The following is a 26802-nucleotide window of genomic DNA, read 5'->3' as shown; positions in this document are numbered from 1 at the left end:
AATCCGTTCTCAATGGTCTTTTTTGAATTATAAGTAAAGGGATTTTTGTATTTCGTATAAAGCAATACTATTCCATTATTAAAATGAAACAGTAGACCTTAAGTTCATAAACCATCAGTTTGCTATCAATGCCTTTATTTTCTTCTTTTCAAAAGCTGCATCAAACTGCGGGTTCTCATCATTCGGAACAGGAGCCCTGTGCTCGGTCCTCCAGTGGTTTAGCTTCTCCATAAGAGCTTCCTTTATATCTGGAAATTCTGCAGCAAGATTGTTTTTTTCACCGATATCCTCTTTCAGGTTATACAGTTCTATCCCGCCATCTTCAAAATACTGATGCAGCTTCCAGTCACCAGAGCGGATAACCGAACCGGGTCTGGTACGAAACAGTGGATCCCTAGCTTGGTCTTCCTGAGGCTTATATGCTTGGAGATAAATGGGAAAATGCCAAAACAGATCTCTTTCTTCTTGTTCCTTTCCCTTTAGCAGTGGATAAATATTTTCCCCATCCACTTCAAACTCTTCTGCCCCAAGAACATATTGCAAAGTAGGAAAGAAATCCATCTGACTGACAGGGCTTTCAATTACAACAGGATCAATTTCATCTCTCCAACTTATAATAAGAGGAACCCTGATTCCTCCTTCATAATAACTTCCCTTTCCCGCTCTTAGCGGATCCTGATGACTCGTAGCCCTGATTCCACCATTGTCAGAAGTAAAAATTATAATTGTATTATCCGTTAAACCCATGGCATCTACGGCATGCAAAAGCTTACCCACATTTTTATCCATATTATATATCATGGCAGCATAAGTGGCATTGTCCCTCCCTGGCTTTCCTTTTTTATTTTCAAACCTCGCCAAATCTTCTTCTTTGGCCATCAGAGGGCCATGAACAGTATAAAACGGAAGATAAAGGAAAAATGGTCTATCCTTATTTTCCGATACAAACTGAACAGCCTCATCAGTTAATCGGTCAGTTAGGTATTCACCTTCTTTTTCTGCCTCAATATGATCCACATTATAGGGACTGAAATACCCCCCTTTGCCTGGATTCCCTTGAGGTCCTCCTGCTATATTGACATCAAAACCATACTCATGAGGATCCATTGACACATGCCACTTTCCAAAGGTCCCTGTTTTATATCCCTTTGACTTGAAAAGATGTCCCATGGTAGGTATATCTGATGGAATGAATTTTTCATTATGGGAAGGAATAAGTCGCCTAGTCTTTGGATGCCCCCTATCCGCTGGATGTACCGTATATACACCATGTCTCATTCCATATCTACCTGTCAACATATTTGCACGACTTGGGGCACAATTCGCAGCTCCAGCATACGCTTGGGTAAATACTGCCCCCTGTTCCGCCAATCGATCGATATTAGGAGTTTCATAATATTCCGCTCCCATATATCCCAAGTCCTTCCAGCCCAAATCATCTACATTGATAAGGATTACATTGGGCCTATCATTAACTAAAGTTTTCTCCTGATGGGCGCAGGATATCAATCCCACAGCCCATAGAAGTATCAATATAGAGTTTAACAGGTTATTCTTCATGGTAATAATTGTCTATATTTTTATCGGCTACATTGGCTTTCACCCTCATTTCCACATCAGATAAAATCTCCTCAAAATTTTGATCACTATTCACAAGCCTTATTGTAAACGCATAATAATGATCTTGTGGCTGTATTCTATATTCGGTATGGGTCAAAGCCCTCCAGCTATTATCTCCACCAACTCCCATCTGCATATAATCCACATTAAGGTTGATATGGTCCTGTCTTTTCATATCCACAGTATGCCGCACATCCATTTTACTTTTTTGGCTGAAAGATTCCCGATCATAAAAGGATGCTGACCATGAAATTTGAGGCTGGCCAATAATAACGATTCCCTTGCCTCTAGAATTTGTCAAGCTCAATACTCGGGTATCCGTTCGATAGCCATTTTCTTGGGGCCGTACATAAGGATGAAACAACTCGTCTACTGATGCTTGGTACTTTCCAATGAAAGCAGAGGATTTTCTATCAATATAGTTTTCATGTGGTCCTCTTCCATACCAGTCTACTTGGTCAAATTCACTAAACAATCTCATCTGCATGCCCAACCTTGGTAAATCTGGAATTTTGATATGTGGAGCCACTAAGAAGGCATTTTCAATATCTATTTCTCCATCTGAATTGATCGTATAACTGGTATTAAACTTGGCCTCAACCTCTGGAATCAAATTATAAACTCGGATCTGATAAACTCCCTCACTCATCTTTTCAAGATCCACGTTTTCAACTATTCTTTGATTACCTGCTTCCTTCCAAAAACCTTCCCTTTTGACCATACCATTCCCAAAGTCATTATCCACAGGAGAGCGCCAAAAGTCCGGCCTTAGCCCTTGCTTTAAAAGTTCCTCTCCCATAATATTGATACTGCTTATTTCTCCGAGTTCCCGATCAAATTTGATCATAAATCCATCCCCTTTTAAAGTAATTGCAGTACCAGAATCTTCCACATTTAATTTACCCTTTTCAGGTTCATAACTGTTGGCCATATTTTGATGTTTTACGTTGAACACAAATTGTTCACCACCCATAATATGTCCTTGTTCTGCCCAAATTGACGGAGATTTATTGACCAAATAAAAATTAATTGCATACTCCTTTCCAATAGCTCTTTCACTCGAAAATGGTATTGTAATCAGCTTACTTTCCCTAGCCTCAATATCCAAATCCGTTTTCCCACGATCTACCACACTACCGTTTTCAAGCAATTCCCATTTCAATTCATTTTCCTTATAAGATTTAAAGAAATTTTCATTGGAAATCAAAAACTCACCCTTTTCCAGATTAATAGGCTGAACTTTAAAATTCTGATAAACTTTTTTCACCTCGTGAGCATGCGGATTAAGTTTCCTGTCTGCTCCTACCAGTCCATTAATGCAAAAATTATTGTCATTTCTCAGGGAATCTGGCCCAAAATCACCTCCAAAGGCAAAATATTGCTCACCAGACGCTGTCTCCTTATAAAAAGCCTGATCCACCCAATCCCAGATAAAACCTCCCTGAAGGGCATCATAAGACTCTATCAAATCCCAATAATCCTGAAAATTCCCCAAGCTATTTCCCATAGCATGTGCATATTCACATTGGATCAAAGGGCGGTAAATATTGGGTTGGATAGCATAATTTTTCATCAGCTCCATGGAAATATACATAGGGGCAAAGACATCTGTATGTCTTTTCAGGTTGGCTTGCTCAAATTGGACAGGACGGTTATCATTGGCTTTTAACCAATCATAAGCCGCTTGAAAATTGATTCCATCTCCAGCCTCATTGCCCAAGGACCAAATAATAACAGAAGCATGATTTTTATCCCTTTCAAACATTCTTTCCACTCGATCCAAATGGGCTTTTCCCCAAGCTGGATCATTTGAAATATGCTTTTCATGTCTATACTCCCTTTGCTTGGCAGCCCCCATTGCATGAGATTCAATATTGGCCTCATCCACCACATATAAACCATATCGATCACAGAGTTCATACCAATAGGAGTCATTGGGATAATGTGCAGTCCTCACTGAATTAATATTCAACTGTTTCATTAATTTCACATCTTCCTCCATTCTCTCCCTACTGATATAATGTCCCAATTTGGGATCATGTTCATGACGGTTCACTCCCTTAACCAAAATTGGCTGTCCATTGACCAAGAGCTGAGCATTTTTGATTTCAACTGTTCTAAAGCCAATATTTTGTTTGATTACCTGTAATACTTCTCCATCCTGATTTTTTTGTTTGATCAGCAATTGGTAGAGATAGGGAATCTCCGAGGACCAGGCCTGGACATTGGATACCTCTATATGGAAATCAATTTCTTGTGTTTTGCCTCTGCCCATTTTATAAGCCTTTTGAAGATTTTTGGATACCTCCTTTCCATCAGCATCCACAAGGGATATCACCAACTGCCCATTATTAGTATTAGACACATTTACCATTTTAATGGACAAGTCCAAAATTCCATTTTGAAAGTCATCATCCAATCCTGCCTCTACAAAATAATCAGCTAAATATACTTTTGGGGTGGCATACAAATACACATCCCGCTCAATGCCACTCAAACGCCAGAAGTCCTGACCTTCCAAATAGGAGCCATCTGAAAAACGAAAAACCTGAACAGAAAGATCATTTTCACCCTCCACTAAGTAATCAGTAATATCCCATTCTGCAGGAGTTTTCGAACCTTGGGAATAACCTACCTTTTGGCCATTGACCCAGATATAAAAAGCCGACTTTACAGCGCCAAAATGGATGACTACCCTTTTGCCTTCCCAATTCTCAGGAACCGTAAATTTCCGTTTGTAGGATCCTACAGGATTCCAATCATTCGGCACTTTTGGTGGATTGGGATTTTTGGTAAACTCATAGGGATGATTAAGATAAATGGGCACATCAAACCCTTGCATTTCCGTATTCCCAGGCACATCGATATTGTCCCAGCTCGAGGTCGCATAGTCTGTCTCATGAAACCCCTCAGGTCTCTCTGATGGTTTCATCACCCACTTATATTTCCAAGTGCCATTTAAAGATTTCACCAATGAAGAATATATCACCCCATCATTTAAGGCCTTTTTGGTCGATTCAAATGGTATATAACTGGCATGAGGGGCCACTTTGTTCAGCCCAACAATATTGGGGTTTTGCCAATCTACCACCTGTGCTCTTAATGCTGAAGCTACCAACACTAAGAGCATGGTCATTTTTGTTCTACAGATCATCAAAAGGGAAATTTAATCTACAATGAATAAATTTTGATCTTCATCCCCTTCAGATGCAAACAAAGGAAAGGTTGGATTGGTAACATGAGAAGTTTCCATCAAAGCCTTCATCTCTTTTACCACATCTGGATGATCCGAAGCTATATTATGTGCTTCTCCGGGATCATTTTTTAAGTTGTACAGCTCGATAGGTGCATTTATATCCTTCTTCACTTTTAGCTTAACTGCTTTCCAATCCCCCTTGCGCACTGCCTGTTTTCCTCCTTGCTCCACAAATTCCCAATACAAATGGCTGTGTTCTTTTTGCTCTTTCTCACCAAGTAGAGATGGCAAGAATGAAATTCCATCAAGCTCTGGCAATTCTTCGTAACCAATAATATCGGCAAAGGTCGGCAACACATCCCAGAAGGCTGATACATGATCTGTTTGACTACCTGCTTCAACTTTCCCCGGCCATTTTACTACAAAAGCAGTGCGGATTCCTCCTTCATATAAATCTCTTTTATAACCCCTAAAACCGTTATTGGAATCAAAAAAATCCGGGTCATTGCCCCCCTCTTGGTGCGGACCGTTATCACTGGCAAACATGATGATAGTGTTTTCTGTCAATCCATTCTCCTCCAGTTTTTCAATGATTTCTCCCACATATTGGTCGATCCTTTCCACCATAGCTGCATAGGTTGCACGAGGATATTCCTGGGACTTGTACATACCTATCACCAAGTCCTCTCCATAGTCAGCACCTTTTCTCCCTACATAGGCTTTCTCCTCACCGAATCTCTCACGGTATTTATTAATGGTCGCTGTATCAGGAGAGGCTAACTCAGCATGGGGAGCGACCAATGGTACATACATAAAAAATGGTTCATCCTTATGTTGATCTATAAAGGCCAGTGTCTTTTCATGGATTACATCTTGGGCATAGGTTTCCTTATTTATCCATCCATTGCCCTCCAACGTAACTTTTTGGTCATTCTCCCAAAGATAGTCTGGATAATATCGGTGGGCTTGACGTTGACAATTATATCCAAAGAAATAATCCATTCCTTGATTATTAGGATCCCCAGAAGTACCTACAAATCCCAAACCCCATTTACCAAAAGTACCGGTCACATAGCCTGCCTTTTTCATCATCGCGCCAATCGTAAATACCGAATCAGGCATAGCTTCCTGACCTTCTGGCTGATATTCTTTATTTCCTCTGATAGGCGTATGTCCTGTATGTAGACCTGTTAGTAATGCAGACCTAGAAGGTGCACAGACGGTGCTTCCAGTATAGTGATTCAAAAATTTTATCCCAGTAGCAGCCAATTTATCAAGGTTGGGGGTTTCGATTTTACTCTGCCCGTAAGCCCCCATATCCGCATAGCCCATGTCATCGGCAAGGATATAAATAATATTAGGTTTGTTAAGGGATTCTCTTTCCTGTTCAGCCTGTTTATTTCCTGAACAGCTGGACAGAATGAAGCTTCCCAGTGTGGCCACCAACAAAGATTTGGAAGCATTGGTCAATGTATATTTCATGGTTTATTGAATTGTTATTGTTAACCAATCAAATGTAGTCTTGATTGGGATATTCGATTATTAGTATCTATTCAAATACTATTAATTATTAATTAACACACCCCATTTCACAAGAAAAGGCCTTTTTATATAAAAAAGACCTTACTGTAAATTTCCATTTCCCATTTGAGTCATATATTCCTCAACCTGCATTTTCATAGTTGGATTGGCTGACTTCCTTTTGAAAGACACTAGGAGTAACATCATATTGTTTTTTGAAGCATACCCCAAAATAACTAAGATCATTAAAACCGGTCATATAAGCCACCTCAGAAATATTGATTTCCTTATTTCCCAATAATTGGGCGGCCCTTCTAAGTCTGATATTCTTAATGAATTCATTGGGCGTAAGGTCAAGTATTCCCTTGATCTTTCGGTAAAACATCGAATTGCTCATTCCTAACTCTTCACATAATATTTTTACTGTAAAGTCTGGCTCAGAAATATTATTCTCCACGATTTCCTTGGCTTTCATCAGAAAGTCCTCATCGATTGAAGTAGTTGCTATTTTCTTGGGCTCAAGGAAAGCGCCTGTATTAAATTCATCATGCACTTTTTCCCTCCCCTTCAGCAAGGCTTCCATGCGATAAATCAGTACCCTCAAATCCAAAGGCTTAGTCAAATAAGAATCTGCTCCTGACTCATAACCAATCAGCCTTTCATGGTCCTCAATCCTGGCAGTCACTACCACAAATGGAATATGGCTGGTATTCACATCCGATTTTATTTTCCTACACAGTTCATAGCCATCCATTTCGGGGAGGGTCAAGTCCGAAACAATAAGGTCTATTTCATTATTATTGGCAATTTCTAATGCCTCGACACCATTTTCTGCAGTCAAAACCTTATAATATTGACTCAAATAGGTTTCTACCAGCACCAAAAAATCCGCATTATCCTCTACAACCAGGATCCTTTTACCCGAATATTTAATTTCAGAAAGATCCCCAAACTTTGCTTTAGGTTCAAGGTTCAAAACCTCTATTTCTGCATTTTGGAAAAATGAGGACAAAGGTTTGCTAGAAAGTTCATTACACCCCTTTAAAGGTAAATACACATGGAACACAGTTCCCTTTCCAACTTCACTTTCCACTCTGATTTTTCCAGATTGTAAATCAACCAGATGATTGGTCAGTGCCAAGCCAATACCCAGCCCATCTTCAAACTGATCCTGAACAGATAACCTATAAAACCGGTTAAAGATATTTTCCAAATGCTCTTTGGGGATTCCCCTGCCATTATCCGCCACTTTAATATATATTTCGCCATGGGCAGCTGTTTCATGCTTTGCAAGGGAAACTTTCACCCTTCCGTTCTTGCCGGTGTATTTTATTGCATTGGAAACCAGGTTATTGGCTACCATCTCAATCTTCTCCAAATCCACCTTGCCCACGATGTTCTTTTCAATATCAAAGTCTAGCTGAATCTCCTTGTCAGCCGCCACCATACTATAATTTTCATAGAGTTCATCAAAAAGCACTGAAACATTCCCCTCATTCAAGTTAAGGGTCATGTTTCCTGTTTCTGCTTTTCGGAAATGAAGCATTTGTTTAATGTGCTGATGAAGCTTGTGCACATTGCTGTTTAATATTTTTACTTCTTTACGGTTTTCAGTTTGCTCGTTTAATGTCCACTTTTGGGCAACCACCATCAAAACCGATAGGGGTGTAAGCAGTTCATGGCTAAGGTTGGTGAAAAACTGCAGTTTGAAATGGTTCAATTTTTCAGACTTTGATCTTTCCACAGACTCCACACGCAGATCTTCCTTGGCCTTGGCCTGTCTACTGTATAAAACAAAAATCCCCCACAAAATCCCCAAAACAATGGTAGTATAAATACTGTATGCCCACCAAGTTAGATAGGGAGCTGTTTCTACAAAAATGGGCAATACATTCTGGTTTCCTCCCCATTCTCCCTTTGCATTGGTAGACTTGACCAAAAAACTATAGTCGCCAGGGTTCAAATTGGCATAAGTAGCCGTCCTATTATTTGAAGAAACATAGTTCCACTGTTGATCGAGTCCCTCTAACTTATAGGCATAATATAGGTTATCAGAATTCCTTAAATCCAAAGCCGCAAATGTAATGGTTATCGCATTATCATCATGGTGCACCAGCAACGGGGATTCGGAGGTAAAATCTCCTGTATTGTAATAGTCATTTTTTGTAGTGCTGACATAAGTAAAATTGATGTTAGGTACTGTTTCATCAAATTTTACCTTAGAAATATCCAAGACATTAAAGCCATTATGTCCTCCAGCAAAAAATTGATGTCCTTGTTTAAATATAGCCCCTTTTATAAAAACATTTCCTTGGAGACCATCATCACTAGTCAATAAATTAATTTTTTTTTGCCCGTCTTTCAAATCAATAATAGCCAATCCTTTATTGGACAAAGCCACTATTTTCTCATCCTCTTCCAACAAAGAATAAACTTTCAAATTCCTGATTTCAGAAAGATAGGATTCATTCAGTTCAAGCCCCTCTCCAGTATTATAAACCTGAATACCACTATCTCCACCAAGCCACACATTACCCACATCATCCGCATACACAACATCAATCCTGCGACTGTTATGGTTTAACAGTAATGGTTCGAATCGAATCTCACCTGAATAATTATAAATACTATTTTCTGACTTCCAAATTACACCATCAATGGTAGCTAAATAAATATATCCCTTATTATCTATATCAAAGTCTTGTGGCCTACTATTGATAATATTTTTAGTCCCCTTACTTATTATATCAATTTTTTTGACTTTAAAGTCTTTAAATTGATTGCTTTGACCTTGGATGACCTGATAAAATGCATCATTACTTACCAGCCATATATTATCATTTAAATCTAATTTAACTTTATTTACCGTCCTGATAGAATAGGTTTGATTAGCAATACCATTACTGATACTATAATATTCACCTGATTCAAGGCTGTACTTCACCAAGCCACGATACCTTGTTCCTAACCATAAATTTCCTTTAGTATCCCAATTAAAACTTTTAATCGTATTAATATTCAAGTCTGTTAAGGACTTGTATTCTGGATATTCTGAAAAATGTCTAAAACGGGACGTTTCTAAATCATAAACACCAAATCCTAAACTTTGTACCCCTACCAATAGCCTTCCTTTATTGTCTTTTCCAAAACTAAATACTGACTGGCTTTTCTTTAATGAATCCACTTGTGTGATTCCATAAGTATGATATAAATGATCCTTCAGTTGAATTTTATTTATCCCCCCTCCTGAAGTAGCTAACCAAATCAGGCCGGTTTTATCACTTAAGATCCCTCGTACCTCATTATTATTCAGCGCTCTACTTTTTACCGAATGAGAAAAATTATAAAATTTTGGTTGCTTAAAATCTCCTTTTTCCAAAATGCTCACACCATAGGGCGTTCCAACCCATATATTTCCTTTGGCATCCTCTTCAATATCATAGATGATATTGCCTATTAAACAATTGGCATCTTTAGCGGATCGGTTGAACCATTTTTTAATAATAGGTTTTTTATCGGAATTTGGTTTGACCACATATAATCCTCCATCCCAAGTACCTGCCCATATTTGACCTTTGGAATCAAGATGAAGCGTATATAGAATATTGTATTTACTTACATTATTTCCTCTATTAAATATTTTAAAGGTCTCGTAATGCCTGGTTTTTAGGTCAAATCTTCCTAAGCCATTTCCCCAAGTAGCAATCCATAATTGATCCCCATCCACCACAATATCCCGTACACTTGGGCTTATTTTTCTGTCTCCCAAATTTACATGGTGCTTTTCTATAACATGGTACTTTGTGTCATATGAAAACAAGCCGTCAAATCCACCCAGCCATAATACTCCGTCACTGGTACAGGAAATGCTATTCCACCCAATTTCCAAATCTACCTCTTCAGTTTTTTTTATATAATTAACTGTTTTACTCTCTCTTTGATAATGTAGTATTCCCTTGGAAGTTGCAAACCAAAGATCATCAGAAACGCCTTCCACCGCATCGAAATATTTCAGTTTTGAAACCTGCCCTCCTTTGGTCAATTGGTCCAAATTGATGAGGTCGTATCCATCGTATCTAAAAATTCCTTCATTTGTACCAACCCAAAGAAAACCATGCTTATCCTGAAAAGTAAAATTACACTCATCAGTATCTAAGCCATCTTCAGAGGAAAGATAGGAAAACTGCATCTCAAATGGACTTTGTTGATCTGCACAGACTAAAATTGGCGCTATTAAATAAATAAGGAAAAAGAATCCTTTGGTTACTTTAGAGGCAGTCATTTAGGGTATTTTTAATATAAACCAAGCTTGAAGGTAACAAAAATCGCCCAATTTTTATAACTGGGCGATTAATAAAACTCTTGAATATAAGACTGAATCTAAACCACTTAATTTACCTTGAAGGTATTAAAAGGGGGTAATGAATTCAATTCTCCCTTTCTAGATTTTGCATAGGCTTTAATGCTATAGGATCTGCCCTTAATCAGTTTGGTTTTTGGTATAATTACTTCAAAACCATCATGATTAATATCATTGGACTTAAAAGCCTTGCTTTCAAGATTAAGGTAAGATACATCGTCTAGCATAACTCCAAATTCCCAAGTCTTATCTATGTCCACATTTTCCATCTCCACCTTGATTTTAAAAGATTCATCATCCTGACTAACTTCATCTATCACCATTGTATAAGAAGGATCTTTTTTTATTACCGTGGCGATATTAGGATAGAAGGCAAGTTCCTCTGATCCTAAAACTGATTTCACGGTATAGAAGAAGTTTTTTTCTACACTGGGATTTTCATCTACAAACTGATTACCTGAAATATTCTCAGCATACAGCTCAAACTCATGAGGTTTTCTCCCCCTATAGACATTGTATTTTGTATCTGTATTTAATGTATCCTGAATGATCCACTGCAAAAACACCTTTCCATCAATAGTTTCAGTAGCAGAAATATTCCTTGCAGGAAGAGGAATGTTTTCAGGCAAATAAACATTTCTTACTTCCTCTTTCCCATTGCTTCCAAGACCATTATAAGCTGACAATTTTATTTGGTAGTTCTTGTTGGGCTCCAATCCTGATAACCTATATCCAAAAACATTACGTGCATCATAGTGCTGGTGAATATCCCCATCCGAACTTCGAAGTTCCAAATTATATCCAGTAGCTCCAGGAACACTGTGCCAAAATACAGTAATAGAAGATCCTCTCTTGCTCAATTTAAATATCTCTGGTTTTGAAGGTGCTATAAAATCAATATTCACAATATTAGAAGGTCTACTTTCACGTTCATCTATTTTTGTGACCACCTCAAAGCTATAACTTTTCCCCTTTTCCAAACCCTTCCATAATAATTCATTCCTCGCTATTGTTTTACTTTCTAATTGTCCCTCCTCATCAATTTTCACCACTTCATAGGCTGTGGCATTTGGCCTGTCCCACCAGGTTAGTTTAACCCCATCATTTTGTACTTCTGTTTTATAGATGCGTGTTTCTAGTGGGATTTTTTGTCCTTGACTTTCAAATTCAAAAAGATTTACAGAAAAAGGTTTTACTATCATTGGACCTTCAACATGCTCTTCAGTATTAATAGATACATTTTGGTTTTCTGCTTTTGGGGACCAAATATATTGATGATTAAAATCTCTGGCTTCATTCCTTAATATTTGGGGTTGATCAAACTGGTAAAACTGACCGGATCTATTGGTAATAGCCAAATAATCCGATCCGTTGCTTCCTACAAAATACATAGCATAAACTGATTCAAGCTCCTCTCCTTTCATTCCCTCTACCTTTTGGGTGCCTATTACCTTTACAGGCAATACTTTATACGAGTTATTGATGGCATGATGTAAAATTTTCAAAGATTTCCCTTCATCATCCAGTTCAACACCAGTTCTCAATTTATCAGTATCAATAGATTCCCCCTTTTCAAATGCTTCCAGTACCCTATTATTCAAATTCTTCTTGGGCCTTGCTTTATTACTGATCTCATGGGAGCCTATCAAAAAAGCATTGGGATGAGCCAACTGCCTTAAGGTATATTCTGCATTGTAGATGGCTGAATAAATGCCATTCAAGGGTCTATTCCAAACTCCAAACTCCGTAATCAATAATGGAATTCCTGGCGCCGTATAATCCTCTATTTCTTTCATCGCCTCGGGAGAGGTGACCTCAGCAATTTTTGTATTGGCCCTTTTCATTGCTTGGTCAAAAGATTCCTTTCCCCCCACATGGGGAGCATAGGAGTGCTTGGAAAAAACATTCCAATAGGCACCTTGCTCCTCCTGATATTGGTGAATTTCTTTCATAAAGTCCCAAATACCATCCCATGTAAAGTTTAAAGCCATTTTTGCATCTGGGAATACTTCTTTAATGGCTTCCGCATGGGGTTTCATTTTTTGGGCATAGTCATAGCCATCATTCCACCAGTAACGGTTCCGGTTAGGAACATAGAAATAAGGTTCATTACAGAACTGCCACGCATCCACCACAATATTATTATTCTTGCAGAATTGCGCCAAGACCCTTGTCATTTCGGGAGTCTCTGTGAAACCATTGATGGTCACCACCAACTTTCCTTGCACTTCTCCCAACAAATGATAAAGATCAATGATCCGGTGAGGTCCCTTTACGTTTACAAATTTATTTCCCTTGAAATACTGCTCTTGATGGTCCATCATCATGGCATAATCCAAATTATATTCCCCAGTGGCCGCACTAAATGCATCTCCCATAGTACCTGAAAAATAACGTAGCCATCCTGGATGTAGCGAATGAACTGCCTCCCTAAAATCGGGATGGGTATACCCCCATACTTTATCTGCAATACGCACATTGAAACCACTGGCCCCCATCTCTATAGGATGCCCCTTATCCTCCATAACTTCCAATGAAGCTTTAATGACTTCCTGAGCTTGAAGAAATCCAAAACTCATAAAACTCACTAAAGCCAGTACTGAACTAAATAATTTATTTGATTTCTTTCTTTTCATTGAATCTTGGTCCTTAATAAAAACTAGGGTAATGTTGGAATGGGATGGGCCACTCGATGTTTATGTCCTTTTACAAAACCTGATATTTGGTTTTTCTCAAAAAGCTGGTCCATATCCATTAGTCCAAAATCAATTAATACACTTCTCATCTGGAAACGAATCCTACCTGATTTGGCTGAAATGGCCAATTCCTTTACTTCCTCTAATTTAGGTTTGGCAAGTTCCCCAATATTCTCCAGTGAAGAAGCTGCAAAAATATTTCCTTCCGACACATCAGCCATCATCATTTCTAAGCCCTGCTCATAGCCACTGTACACAATAGCTTCTGCAGCAATGGCCCTGACACTTTCATATGGCTCAGAAATTATTTGGGAGTAAATTGCTTTGCCTACTTCCTTGTTGGGCTCTGTCAAATTCATATAGGCCAATCCAGAAAGTGCCCACCACCTTACTTCTGGTCGTTCACTTTTGAGCAAGCCCATAAAATATTCTTCATCTCCCGACTGAGGGGAGGAGGCTCTTTCAACCAATTCATGTAAACTGGCCAAATCATACTTACTTTCCCTAATCCATTCATATAGGGATATTCCTTCCTTGGTAAATTCATCTCTTACATCTCTTGGAAAAAAGCCAAGATCCCCACTCCTTCTAATATGTGATGAAGCTTCTTGCCTAAGCTCTTGGAGTTTTTCTTGATAAGAAGGGTCATGGGCAAGGTTGTTCAAGCCATATGGATCTGTTTTCATATCAAACAAGTATTCCTTTGGCTTGACTTCATAATAACTTCTAAAGGGAAAAGAAGCCTTGCCTTGGTAGTAAAAATCATCCCATGCCTGTTGTGCAGGCATTCCCCACTGAAATGACTGTTTTATGCCATGTCTTTTATAGGGTGTATAATTTTTAATATAAAAATACTGTTCATCTGCCACTACTCTAGAAGGATCAAAATGATCTTCTGTATTGGTCCTAAAGGCGTGGGCATATTTTCTTTTTTGAGCAAATTCTCCCATAAAGGGCTTTCCTTGCATATGTCCTGGAATCTCCTCTCCAACAATACTCAGTAAAGTAGGGCCAAAATCCGAAAATTCAACTATTTGTCCACTATGCGATCCTACTTGGGCTGGAAGTAAGTGCTGCCATTTTTCTGGTGCATAGACAATCAATGCAGGCTTCATTCCTGATTCAAATGGAAAAGCCTTCCCTCTTGGCAAACAGCCTCCATGATCAGAGAAGAAAAATATTAAGGTATTTTCCAATAAGTCCTTTTCTCTTAAATCATCCAAAAATGCCCCAACCCACTTATCTGTATCTTGAACACCTTCCAAGTGCAAGGCATAGTCTGCTCTCACCTCAGGAAGGTCAGGAAGATGTGGTGGAAGCAGGAGGTTATTCATATCCAGTTTGACAGGCGCTCTCACATCCACGGTCACTGAAGTCATTCTGCTCATATGAGTGGTATGATTGTTAAATTGCCCAAAGAATGGCCTATTCCCTCTTTCTGGGTTATTATAACTTTCGTTGGCCTGAGAACCATCATCACTCCTGTAGCCACTCAGCCCATCCCATGTTTTTGGATAATTGACTTTTTGAACTGCCCTAGTAATATTATAGTCTGTTTTTCCTGCATTAACCGTATAGTAACCTGCATTTTTCAAATATTGAGGAAAGAAGTACTCTTGAGGTACGACCATGCTATTCCGGTGATAATCTGTCCCATAAGTGGTTGCATAGCTCCCCGAAATCAAGGAAGACCTTGCTGGAGAGCAATATGGCGCATTGGAAAAGGCATTGTCAAAGGTCACCCCATTTTCCGCCAAGAAATCAATATTAGGTGTACTAATGGAAGTATTTCCATAGGCAGGAAAAAGGTAGGGTGAAGTATCTTCCACTACCAAGAATAAAATATTGGGCCTTTCAGCCTTTTTCCTATCAGGATCCTTTGCATTGGTAGCCACAATACTGAAGAACAGAAACAGCAAACTGCCTCCTATTGATAAAATTAATTTATTGGTATTTTTCATTATTTCTATAATCAAGGATATCAATGTGAATAAAAAAAGGCCAGGGGATCCGTTCCCTTAGCCCTTTAATTATTGTCATCAATCATTTTACCATTCCTCAAAACCCAAGTCAAGCTCAGGAGCCTGTCTAATGATCAAAGTATCTTTAACAGCAAAGTTTTTTCCATTTCGGGTAAACGAATAATCAAGGTAAAATGCCCTTTCTTCTTCATTGTAAGTACCCGAACCTTCAAGGTTTTCTATTTGTTCACTTTCTGTTCTAAAGCTTACAGTATTACTGCCTTCATCCACAGTCAAAATCATATTTCCATTTTGCTTATTCCCTATCTGTGGGGTAAGCACTTGATTTCTGCTCACCGTTTCCAGTGCCCAAGTGCCATTTTTGATAAGGTCATCATTATTATATACGATTTCATCAATTATTTCCCCATTTTCATCAAGTTCCTGCTGCGTCCCTTTATGATAATAGGTCCCATGGTATGCACTGATATATTTCACCACAAGGATGGTATAGTCTTTAGGTGAATTGATCACATTACCACCTTCATCAAAACTACCTGATGCAATAGAATCCAAAGAGCTGCTTGAAATCCTGATCGGCAGCGCGTATGTATTGCTGGTTGCGTTAGGGTCTTGGGTAAAAGCCTCCCTATCCAAACTTACCGTGATATCTCCTATAAACTCCCCTGCTGGTATCACCATTCTATTTTCATCACTCAAAGAATAATAGGATGCTGGCAGCAATTCAAATTCATTTCCTTCAGTAAGGTTTTCATCATCCAGTATGGAGGGATCTATTTCAAACTCGGCATATTCATCTACCGGGTTGGTTCTCTTTCCACCAAGAGCCACCCCCACTTTGAATTCCATATTATCATAGGCCACAATGGTTCTCAAAGGTTTTTGTGTACCGAAATAGACAATAGAGTAATCAAAATCCTCAATATACTCTTCGTATGGCGCACAGGAATAAAATCCTGTGATCAGAAGTGCCAATGCGAATATTATTTTATTATGTCTCATGCTTTTCAAATTTAAATTTCCTACCAACCCAAGTTATTGATCATCTGAGGGCTTTTTACCAGCTCGTCATATGGCAGTGGCAAGTAGTAATACCTAACATTGTCAAATCTTCTTTTCTCTACCTCCTTGCTCTCAAAAGAAAGGTTTCCTTCCTCATCCATATTGATTTCTGTTCCCTTTACAGGCTCAGTGAGCGGCATTATCCACCTTCTCATATCAAAGTACCTTTGGTTTTCAAAAGCCAATTCAAGTCTCCTCTCGTTTTGGATAAAATCCCTGAATGCTTCTTTTCCCATTCCTGCTACCTCATCCACATAACTGTTGTCTTTGATACCAGCTGCTGAACGGATAGATTTGATCACATCCACGGCAGATTGGTTCATTTCAGGACCAATTACTGTAGGCCCAAATGCTTCATTTGAAGCTTCCGCAAAATTCAAGTAAATCTCGGTTTTCCTGATGAGCGCATGGTAATGGTGGTCATTGCTTGGATTTACAGGATCCAATAAGCCATTCTGGACAGACAACCATTTTCTGAGGTAATAACCTGTTCTGGTATTTTCTTGATTTCCTGTCTTAGAGTCCTTTCCACCTTCATATATTTCTAAATTGGAGCCATTTAGGTTTTGTCCATTATAAAAAACCGTCAGTTCCAATCTCGGATCCCTTCCTTCATATGGATTTTGAGGGTCGAAACCGGAGCGGGGGTCATTTATCGGATAACCATTTTCCATAGGGAATGCATCCACTAAATTTTGCGAAGGGCTAGTCCTCGCTGTACCAAATTCAGAGATTGGGTAATTCTTGGTTTCCAGGTCCCTATTATTTTGGTATTTCCTCCAAATAAATTCATTTGGAGTATTGTTATTATTGAAATCCCCTGTTTTAAGACTGGAAAAATTCCCTATTAGATCAATTGCTTCTTGCGCGTGCTGAGCTGCTTCCACCCATTTTTCTTCAAATGCTGCTTGGTTTACAACAGTAAAATCTCCCATACCATTAATCACCGTCACCTCATTCGATCGGTAAGCTGGACTTGCAGCATATACAGAAAGTCGGGATTTCAAAGCCAAGGTAGTCTTACGGTCTGCTCTACCAATGTTTTGATTGCCTAAAATTGGGTCCCCTCCAGTATACTCTTCGGGAAGATACAAATAGGCAGAATCCAAGTCTTCCATGATCTGTTCCACACATTCTTCATAGGTGTTTCGCTTGATTCTCTCCAATTCTGCAGCATCCTCAAAAGATTGGGAAGAAAGTACTATTGGATAGCCTAATGCTTCACCATTTTGGGCTTTGCCACCATACTGCTTTAATAAAGTAAATCCCCACCAAGCTCTTAAAAAGAAAGCCTCCCCTTTTAGGTTCATCCTTTTGGTCATGTCTGCATCAGGGTCGGTCAAATTATAGGTAATATTATCTCCCAAACCATTTTCCAGAAAAATATGAATGTTCCTAAACTGGTTATAAGCATTTGACCAATTCCCAACTGGGTTATTTTGGGGATTCACAGCCCCTGCCCCAACCCTGTAAAGGTCACTCCCAAAAGCATTGGTCACCGCATTATCCGTGGCTACATCCAGGAAGTCTCCACCATATTCAGCCACAAATGTATTGGGCACATTGGCATAAGCATTCATCAAAAACCCTTCCGTACGATCTGGAAGACCAAAGGCATATTCCTCCCCGTATGTATTATCCAATACGGGCTCTAAATCCATATTACAGGAAAACAGGCTACCTGTCAATACAGAATACAAGGTTATATTTTTATATATTTTATTTATTCTCATTTTCATTTTGGGTTTAGAAACTTACTGATACACCGCCAGTCACTGTTCTGAATACCGGATAATTGTCTACGCCCGCATTGAGCACTTCAGGATCCAGATCCTTTATTTTAGAAAGCACAAACAAGTTGGTTCCCCTAACGTAGAATTTCACATTTTTCACTAGCCAAGCCCCATTCGACATGCTATAGCTCAGCTCCACATTTTTCAATCTGAAAAAAGAAGCATCAGCCAACCAGAAGGTAGAATTTCTGAAGTCATTGGTTGCAACATAAGTAGTCAAAGCAGGTACTGAACCATTTGGGTTATTAACTGGATGGAACCTGTCCAATACATATGAGGAATATTTATCCTCACTATCATTTCGGAAGTAACTGTTATCCAGCATGCGGTTCACACCTAATTCAGATGTACCTAGCACAAACAGGCCAAATCCCTTATAATTCAAGTCTAAATTAACGCCCAAAGTAGTTCTAGGAAAAGTATTACCGATGGCCATTCTGTCCCGATCATCGATCATACCATCTCCATTTTGATCTTGGTAGCCTATATTGCCCACTCCATAAGGTCCATAAGATTGGAAAGGTCCAGCTTCTACAGCTGATTGATCCTTGTATAGTCCATTGTCCACCAATCCGAATATGGCATCAGTTGACTGTCCTGTTTTTCTCATATATTCGTCAGGGTGCATCACCTCATCCGTCCTTTTCACTTCGTTTTTTACAAAAAGTACATTAGCACCAAAAGTGTATGTCAAATCCCCTGAAGTATTGAGCCAATTCACGGCTGCATCGACGCCTTGATTGGATACTTCCCCTAAATTCAAAGGAATATTCAATGATCCGTTTAGATCTGAAAAAACAGAATTGGGATTGTTGAAAATGATATTTGAGCGGTATTCGTTGAAATAGTTCACTTCAAATTGAAGGCTGTTATTAAAGGCTAAGCCTTCAAGTCCGACATTCAACTCCCTAGAGGTCTCCCAGGTAAGATCAATATTCCCGAAATTATCAAAACCTGTTCTACCTTGGTTGTTCTGGTTTCTCTCTCCAAAGGACACGTTTCCATTATTGTAATAGCGCGTATCATAGAGATAGAAACTGGTAGCCCTGTCATAGCCTATGATTCCATAACTGCTTTTAAACTTCAGAAAATCAATGGCAGCAGACTCCGCTAAGAAACCTTCTTCAGAAAGTATCCATGAAGCACCTACCGCGGGGAAGAACTTATACCTATTTTGCTTTGCAAATCTATTACTTCCCATTACCGCTCCAGTAGCCTCCAAATAAAGCCTGTTATCAAAACCATAAGCCGCTCTCAAGAAGCTGTTTGAATTGGCCGTATTTTGGCGGTTATTGCTATTCTCACTGAAGTAATAAAAATGGGACAAATTGGCTTTTAGCGAATGTTTGTTAAAAGTCCTGTCATAATTGATATTGGACATCCAACCAATGTTTCTACTGATATTGTCTCCTCTTTCACTTCTATTTCCAGAGATACCACGTTGCTGCAATTGCACATAAGCAGTGCTATCCATACCTGTTGGCCCTACCACTGTTTTCTGCGCATACCTTACTGGATTATTGATTTGATCAGCTGCATGATATTGGTAGCTATCAAAAGTCACAACGGTTTTGGCAGAAAGTCCAGGTGTAATGGCATCCATTTTTAAGTTCAACCCAAAATTGGTCTGTCCATAGAAAAACTGATACTCCTGAAAACCTCCATAAACCATATCGCCATAAAGGCTTCCCGGTCTTTTGTAACTTCCTCCTAGAGGTGGAATTCTTTCCACTCCCAACTGGCCTTCTTCTCCTCCAAAATTAGGATCATTGATCACAAAGGGATATTCATTTGGCCTGTTTGTCTTGATCTCATTAAAAACCTGATCCTGATTTAACTTGCCCCAGCTTCTACTTTCAATTATTCCATTTCCATCAATAAAAGCACTTAAAGAAGGCGTTACCTGTATATCCAGATTCCCTCTGATATTCAGACGGTCCTGTTCAGGTGTTCTTCCTACTTTTTCCACTCCCTCTGTTCCTACATACCCTAACAAAAGAGCATATCGCGTATCCTCAGTCCCTCCTGTGTATTCAATATTTGCCTTTCTAAATGGCGTAGTAGAGCGCAGAAAATAATCCACATAATCTGCATTGGGATAATGCAAATCATTTTCACCGGTAGAATTTCTGTACCCATCGATATCAGCTTGTGAGTAATAAGGAGACAAACCATCATTTCCTCTGGCCTCATTATACATTTCTGCATACTGGGCACTGTTGAGGTATTCGGGCAATCTGGTGGTCATATTCACCCCATATTCTGCAGAAGCTTTGATAACCTTCGTATTAGCCAAGCCTCTTTTTGTAGTAATCATGACTACACCGTTGGCTGCACGAGGACCATAAAGTATTTTACTACTAGCATCCTTTAAAACCTGCACACTTTCTATTTCTTCAGGATTAAGGTATTCAATAGGACGCTCAATACCATCCACTATGGTCAAAGCAGCATTATCTCCTTCCCTAGCCAATCCCCGCACATACAAATCAGCCAAGTTGTTTCCCAAACCATTTGCATTATTGCGTACCGTCAAACCAGCTATCCTTCCTTGAAGGGTATTCTGAAAAACTATAGAGGGTTGCTTCTCCAATACTTCCCCTGAAATCTTGCCTACAGCACCTACCAATTCCCTTTGAGTCGTTTGGATCGCTGCAGGTAAACCCACAATATCCCTTTTTGAGGCAAAGGCAAGGTCCTTTTCCAACACCAATTCATCTGCAAAATCCCCCTCGCTAAGTTTGATGATTACATCTTTATAGCCAGGCGCGGAAATTAGGAGAGTGCCATTAGGAGCAACTTTCAGGGAAAACTCTCCCTTAACGTCTGTATTGGTTTGCAACAATCCTTCACCTAGGGTTATCTGTACATTTTTTAATGGATTTCCTTCACTGTCTACGATGCGTGAATGAAGATTCATTGCGGCCTTTCCCTTCTCTTGCTGTCCATAGCCTATGGAGCAAAAGGAGAAAAGTACAAATGTCATTAATATGGTTTTAAACTTATATAATATCATCTCAATTTCATTTTTAGGATCAGCTATTACCAACCTGGATTCTGTTGGAAATTAAAGAGGTTTTGTGCATCGGATTGCGCTACAGGGTACCAATGGTACCTAAGCCCAAATACCCGCTGTTCTGTTTCCAAATCCACTACTTCATAATTGAAGTCTAATGAACTTTTATCCTGCACTTTATTATGTCCTGAGGGAGGAAAAGCCCTTACACCTTGAATGGGATTGGAGAATACTTCCTCTGCAATCATCCATCTTCTCAGATCATGCCAACGGTGGTTTTCCCAAAACAGCTCGACAGCTCTTTCATTTCTGATTTTATCACGGAAGATTTCTTTCGAGCCTGTAAATTCTGCTAGAACATCTGGCATACCTACTCTGTTTCTGACCACATTGATAGCTTCTACCGCCGTAAGTCCATAACCATTTGGATCCGAATTCGGTCCATAAGCTTCATTCATTGCTTCAGCATAATCCAAATAAACTTGGGCAACCCTAATGAAAATATGATTGATCCGATATTTATCATATTGCTCAAAAAAGCGATTGCATTCAGGCCAAATAAACTTTTTACACATATACCCAGTCAATTGTCTAGTACGTGTATGGGTGCTTGTTGTAGTAATATTGTAATCCCTTCCATCTACATATAATTCCTGGTACAATTGTTTACCAGCACTGTTTAATCCCCATTCTTCACCGGGAACTATCACATTATTATAGAACCTTGGATCACGATTGACATAAGGATTTTGGGGGTCATATCCTGACCTAGGATCATCAATACTGTAGGCTTGTCCATCATTGATCACCTCAAACTTGTCCACAATATTCTGGGTTGGACCGGAAAATGCCGTTGCATCGTTTCCAGTACCGCCAGAAAAAAACTGTGGAATATAATTACATCTTAAACCTCTTCTTGAACCACGACGTCCGCCGTCCAAATTAAACCAAAGTGATTCGTCACTTGCATTAATGCTTTCATGGTAAAAGATATTCTTATATTCTTCACCCTCCATCAAACGATAACGCGTTCCACCAGTACCGCTATTTACATAATTGATTGCCTCATGAGCGTATTGCGCTGCTTTCTTTGACCACTCCTGACCATAATCCCGATATTGAATACTTTCCAATCCATTCTGCATTAGTGGACTTGCAGCATATAGTGCGGCCATGGATTTCACTGCCATTGCAGAACCTTTGGTTGCTCTACCAAATTCATTATCATTCCATTTATGTGGCAATAGGTTGATGGCTTTATCCAAGTCTGAAATCAACCATTCAGAACTTTCGGAATAAGTCACACGGGGAAGATCCAAATCATCACTTGGAGTGTAAGCTTTGTCAAGAATGGGCATGCCTCCCCATCGCTGAATGATTTGGAAATAATACCAAGCCCTGAAAAAGTATGCTTGCCCTAAAAGCTCATCGTGTTGTGATTGACTTAAATTCGGAATTTCTTCCACCTTTTCGATCACCTTATTGGCAATTCTAATAGCAAAAAAAGCATTGGAAATAATAGAGCCTCTGTCAAAATTGGTTTCGCCTCCCCAGCCAATCTCTCCTACTCCTTGCTTATCTATCCAAGAACCTGTATTGATGACCTGATTCAAATTGTTTCTATACAAGGTTCCTGCTTCATCAGAAAGCCCATTGATATTGGTTCTATCTAATTCCTGGGAACGCCAGTGATGCATATCATACAATACATCATAACAGTTGTCCAAATAGCCCCTGGCAGATTGATATTCTGAAAAAACATCATCTTCTGCTATTCCAAAATCCGGGGAAACATCCAAATATTCCTCGCAGGAAAACAATCCAAAAAGAAGAATAAATATATATAGGTTATTTTTTCTCATTTCTATAAAATTTTAAAAGGAAACACGTAAACCTAGATTATACCTTTTGACCACCGGATAGGTCCCGGTTCCATTTGTTTCAGGATCAATTCTATTATCCTTTAGTTTTGACCAGGTAAACAGGTTGTTTCCATTGGCATACAGCTGGAAACTTTTCAGTCCCAATCTCTTCAGATAGGCGGTATTTACGCGATAATTGATTTCTACATTTTTCAACCTTATATAGGACCCATCCATGTACAAAAGCGTACTACCTGAGTTATTGTGTCCATTAGAAAGGTGTAAGGCAGGCTTGGCTGCAGTTCCACTATTTTCAGGGGTCCACCTTGAAGTCACATCAGGCTGGGCCTGAATAAATCCACTGTCAAAATCCCAATACAACAGGCCTGGGAAATTATACCCCACATCCGTTACGCCATAGAATAGGGCATTCACTCCGAAATTTCTATAGTTAAATCCAAGGTTTAATCCGTAAGTTCTCCATGGATACTGTACATTCTTCATGGCTACCTGATCATTGGAATCCGTCACTCCATCTCCATTATAATCCACAAACATCAAATCTCCTGCAATCAAACTTCCCTGGGCCACACCATGAGTGGGTGTTGGACCATTATAGATATCATCTAAGCTTTGATAATTTCCTCCCGCCAATAGCCGGGACTGCCATCCAATCGGTTTACCAGCTTCCTTTAGATAATCGGCCAGTAACCTTGGATCATCTCTGTAAACAATTCGGTTTTCGGCATAAGCAGTATTAAAATTGACATAGTAGCTGAAATCAGCTCCAATCTTATCATTCCAACCAATCTCAATTTCGTAACCTCGGTTCTTGGTAGCTCCAATATTCCCAGTAGCAACACTTGAAGTACCATACCAGGCTGGCTGTGTCCTTCTCTGCATGAGAATCCCCTCTCTATCTTCTTTAAAGAAATCCAAAGAAATGTTCAGTCTTTCCAATAGATCCATTTTGAAAGATAGGTTCTGCATGGTACTGGTTTCCCAAGTTGAGTTTGGGTTAGCAGGCGTACCTTCTTTATAAAGAGGCCCATAATTGGTGTTATTTTCATACCCCAATCTTATATTACCTCCAGAATTATAGGTTTGGGCATATTGGAATCTTGGCCCACCATCACTTCCTACCACACCATAGGAGTAGTTTACTTTAAAAAAATCCAACCACGTACCCGCTACATTTTTTACCCAAGGTTCTTCTGAAACCACCCAACCTGTGGCAAACGAAGGAAACATTCCGAAGCGTAAACCTGGGGCAAATTTTTCTGATCCAGAATAAGTCGTATTTACTTCCAACAAGTAGCGATCCTTATAGTAATAATTGGCTCTGGCTACCCATTCTTCCCTTTTACTTGGATAACCTTCCCTACCTGTATCTTGCTGTCTCCACATCAGGGCAGTTCCACTTACCGTATGGTCACCAAACTTTCTTTTATAATCTGTCTGAAATCTGTAATTCAATCTCCTATTATATCCATATAATTGTGGCAGGTTTGAATTAACTGGTCCCTCTTGTGCTTCAGGGCCAGGAAAACGAACTTCAGTAATAATTGGATACGTCAATTCACCATTGGGACCTTCAATAGGATTAGCATAATCATAAGACCTTGAATACCGGATTTTGTTGAAACCAGCATCACTTCCTCCTACTCCGCCTCTTAGGATTTGTCTCTCATAATTAGAGAAAGAAGTGTAGCTGACGCTGGCTTTAGCTTTCAGACCTTTGGTTATAAAATCAAGTTTTTGCTTGAGTTCGGCATCATAAAAGCCCTGATAATAATTATATGTACGCTGTCCTCCTTCGTTAATTTGCATAAAAACATTATGCGCACCAGAAGGGGAATCCCCATAGGTACCATCATCATAAGAAATTGGAAACAAATTGGTGGGTGATTGATAAAGCTTATTAAAAAACTGAGCCTGCCCATATCCATCTTCTCCACCACCGTCTACCCGATAGCCCGGCTGAGTTCTGGTACGGTAATTACCGGAGAAATTCACGCTAAACTGGGTGGTTTTGGTGAAATCAAAATCAAAGTTCGAGCGCCAGTTATACTTTTTCATCCCAAATGCAGGGTCATATTCTTCCTGTTCTTCGGTCTGATAAACATCACCATCATTTCGATAACCTAGGGATACAAAATATTTTACAAATTCTGTCCCACCTCTGGCATTTAGGTTGTAGGTCTGTTCATAGCCAGTACCCAGTAACATATCATACCAGTCCACTTCTGGAAAATAGGGATTGTACGCCCCCCTGCTATCCCAGTTTTCCCTCCAAGCATCCATGGTAGATTGGGGAATCAACTGGTCCCAGTTTCTGTCATTGGTTGCCGCCTCGTTAAACATCTCCATAGCGGTCAAATAATCCGCTTTCGAAGCTGTTGCCGTGGGCTGTTTCACACCAAAATTGCTGGAGAAATTAAAAGTAGGTTTACCTGCTCTGCCTCGTTTGGTGGTAATAAGGATTACCCCATTGGCTCCTCGAACACCATATACTGCAGTTGCCGAGGCGTCCTTTAATACAGAAATTGACTCAATCTCATTGGGATCCAGATTATTGATATCCCTCTCAACTCCATCAACAAGTGTGAAGGGTTGTTGTGAATCTCCATTCCATGATGAACGCCCACGAATAAAAAGCTCTGCAGCATCAGAACCTGGTTTTCCTCCACTATTGACAGCTGTCAACCCAGGCATAGCCCCTTGAAGTGCTTCAGAAATGGTGTTCACAGATCCTACTCGCTGTAAATCTTCACCCTTCACTGTTCCCACAGCTCCGGTCAAAGTCTGTTTGGTCTGCTCACCAAATCCCACCACCACTACTTCTTCCAAATTGGCAACATCCGGCTCTAAAGTAATCTCAATGGAGCTACTATTGCTGTCCGCTACATTTATTTCCTGGGTTTTATAGCCAATAAAACGAACTAATAAGGAGGAGTTCTCATCTACATCAATGGAAAATTTCCCATCTATATCCGTCACCGTTCCTTTTCCAGTACCTTTCTCTAATATGGCTACACCTATCATTGGTTCACCAAATTCATCTAATATGGTTCCAGTTACCGTTACTTCTGCATTCAATTTTTCAACTGCGTCGGGATGCTTTATAACACTAGGTTTTGCCTGAACAGAACCTAGCATGAAAAGCGACATTCCAAATACAGCACACCATCGCAGTCCTTTGTACTTACTTGAAGGTAAAATACACGAACTGGGCTTTAGTATATTTTTTTTCATGTTATAGGGTTATAGATTGTTAATTATCTTTCTAAAAGCTTTTCGACTTCAGGAAAAATCTAATATGATATTTGTTTTAATTGATTTTTGGAGGGAGGATCTACCCTTTGGTGCAGCGATAAAAAAGGCTTTCTTAGTCTGGTCATTATTCTGGATTTTTAAGGTTTCTAACTCTTCTATTATAGACCCCATAAGCAACTTATTCTTTTTGGGATAATACAATCTTAAAAAATACCCTCCCCAAGTCTTATTAATATCTATTCAAATAGTCTAAGTTATTATTCACATCAACAAAACCACTGATTAACAACTACTTAAGCAATTTTAAATACTGTTATTAGTAAAAAATCAAATATCAAGAGTTCAAAAAACTGCCTTTTAGAATAGAAAAAAGTGTGAGTTCGTTTAACTTTCAGCGCCAGGCTATAGTGCTATGCTT

11 protein-coding genes are annotated in these 26802 nt (G+C 39.3%); all 11 read right to left on the bottom strand.

The genetic code is table 11. From position 1 onward, the window contains the following. Window positions 1-114 precede the first annotated feature (114 nt). Complete coding sequence (locus KMW37_RS11540; protein WP_215224774.1) at window positions 115-1560, bottom strand: sulfatase; 1446 nt, start codon at window positions 1558-1560, stop codon at window positions 115-117. Next, window positions 1550-4774 (bottom strand): glycoside hydrolase family 2 TIM barrel-domain containing protein, encoded by a 3225-nt coding sequence (locus KMW37_RS11535; RefSeq protein WP_215224773.1) that lies wholly within the window; start codon window positions 4772-4774, stop codon window positions 1550-1552. Before KMW37_RS11535 ends, KMW37_RS11540 begins: the two co-directional genes overlap by 11 nt. Window positions 4775-4786: 12 nt before the next feature. After that, the gene (locus KMW37_RS11530; protein ID WP_215224772.1) at window positions 4787-6298 is read right to left on the bottom strand and encodes an arylsulfatase; all 1512 of its coding nucleotides are present in this window, start codon (window positions 6296-6298) and stop codon (window positions 4787-4789) included. Between the two features lie 181 nt (window positions 6299-6479). Beyond that, on the bottom strand, window positions 6480-10619 hold the full coding sequence (locus KMW37_RS11525; protein WP_215224771.1) for a hybrid sensor histidine kinase/response regulator transcription factor: 4140 nt from the start codon (window positions 10617-10619) through the stop codon (window positions 6480-6482). A gap of 107 nt (window positions 10620-10726) precedes the next feature. After that, entirely contained in the window at window positions 10727-13333 is a 2607-nt protein-coding gene (locus KMW37_RS11520; RefSeq protein WP_215224770.1) for a fibronectin type III domain-containing protein, read from the bottom strand. A 23-nt stretch (window positions 13334-13356) separates the two neighbouring features. Continuing rightward, window positions 13357-15354 (bottom strand): sulfatase family protein, encoded by a 1998-nt coding sequence (locus tag KMW37_RS11515; protein ID WP_215224769.1) that lies wholly within the window; start codon window positions 15352-15354, stop codon window positions 13357-13359. 87 nt (window positions 15355-15441) lie between these two features. Then, complete coding sequence (locus tag KMW37_RS11510; protein ID WP_215224768.1) at window positions 15442-16377, bottom strand: BT_3987 domain-containing protein; 936 nt, start codon at window positions 16375-16377, stop codon at window positions 15442-15444. 20 nt (window positions 16378-16397) lie between these two features. After that, window positions 16398-18170, bottom strand: a complete 1773-nt coding sequence (locus tag KMW37_RS11505) for a RagB/SusD family nutrient uptake outer membrane protein (protein ID WP_215224767.1) — start codon at window positions 18168-18170, stop codon at window positions 16398-16400. A 13-nt stretch (window positions 18171-18183) separates the two neighbouring features. After that, window positions 18184-21216, bottom strand: coding sequence for a SusC/RagA family TonB-linked outer membrane protein (locus KMW37_RS11500; RefSeq protein ID WP_215224766.1), 3033 nt, complete (start codon window positions 21214-21216; stop codon window positions 18184-18186). Window positions 21217-21272: 56 nt separating this feature from the next. After that, window positions 21273-23108 carry a RagB/SusD family nutrient uptake outer membrane protein gene (locus tag KMW37_RS11495; RefSeq protein WP_215224765.1) on the bottom strand — a complete coding sequence of 612 codons (1836 nt, stop codon included), beginning with the start codon at window positions 23106-23108 and terminating at the stop codon, window positions 21273-21275. A 12-nt stretch (window positions 23109-23120) separates the two neighbouring features. Beyond that, on the bottom strand, window positions 23121-26363 hold the full coding sequence (locus KMW37_RS11490; RefSeq protein ID WP_215224764.1) for a SusC/RagA family TonB-linked outer membrane protein: 3243 nt from the start codon (window positions 26361-26363) through the stop codon (window positions 23121-23123). Between the last annotated feature and the right edge of the window lie 439 nt (window positions 26364-26802).

Source organism: Echinicola shivajiensis (assembly GCF_018642165.1).
In the GTDB taxonomy this organism is placed as follows: Bacteria; Bacteroidota; Bacteroidia; order Cytophagales; family Cyclobacteriaceae; genus Echinicola; species Echinicola shivajiensis.
This window is presented reverse-complemented; position numbering and strand designations above follow the sequence as displayed.

Coding starts and splice junctions, on each gene's coding strand:
- KMW37_RS11495 (WP_215224765.1), bottom strand. CDS start 23,108: ATGAGAAAAAATAACCTATATATATTTATTCTTCTTTTTGGATTGTTT.
- KMW37_RS11490 (WP_215224764.1), bottom strand. CDS start 26,363: ATGAAAAAAAATATACTAAAGCCCAGTTCGTGTATTTTACCTTCAAGT.
- KMW37_RS11520 (WP_215224770.1), bottom strand. CDS start 13,333: ATGAAAAGAAAGAAATCAAATAAATTATTTAGTTCAGTACTGGCTTTA.
- KMW37_RS11515 (WP_215224769.1), bottom strand. CDS start 15,354: ATGAAAAATACCAATAAATTAATTTTATCAATAGGAGGCAGTTTGCTG.
- KMW37_RS11525 (WP_215224771.1), bottom strand. CDS start 10,619: ATGACTGCCTCTAAAGTAACCAAAGGATTCTTTTTCCTTATTTATTTA.
- KMW37_RS11505 (WP_215224767.1), bottom strand. CDS start 18,170: ATGAGAATAAATAAAATATATAAAAATATAACCTTGTATTCTGTATTG.
- KMW37_RS11500 (WP_215224766.1), bottom strand. CDS start 21,216: ATGACATTTGTACTTTTCTCCTTTTGCTCCATAGGCTATGGACAGCAA.
- KMW37_RS11530 (WP_215224772.1), bottom strand. CDS start 6,298: ATGAAATATACATTGACCAATGCTTCCAAATCTTTGTTGGTGGCCACA.
- KMW37_RS11510 (WP_215224768.1), bottom strand. CDS start 16,377: ATGAGACATAATAAAATAATATTCGCATTGGCACTTCTGATCACAGGA.
- KMW37_RS11535 (WP_215224773.1), bottom strand. CDS start 4,774: ATGATCTGTAGAACAAAAATGACCATGCTCTTAGTGTTGGTAGCTTCA.
- KMW37_RS11540 (WP_215224774.1), bottom strand. CDS start 1,560: ATGAAGAATAACCTGTTAAACTCTATATTGATACTTCTATGGGCTGTG.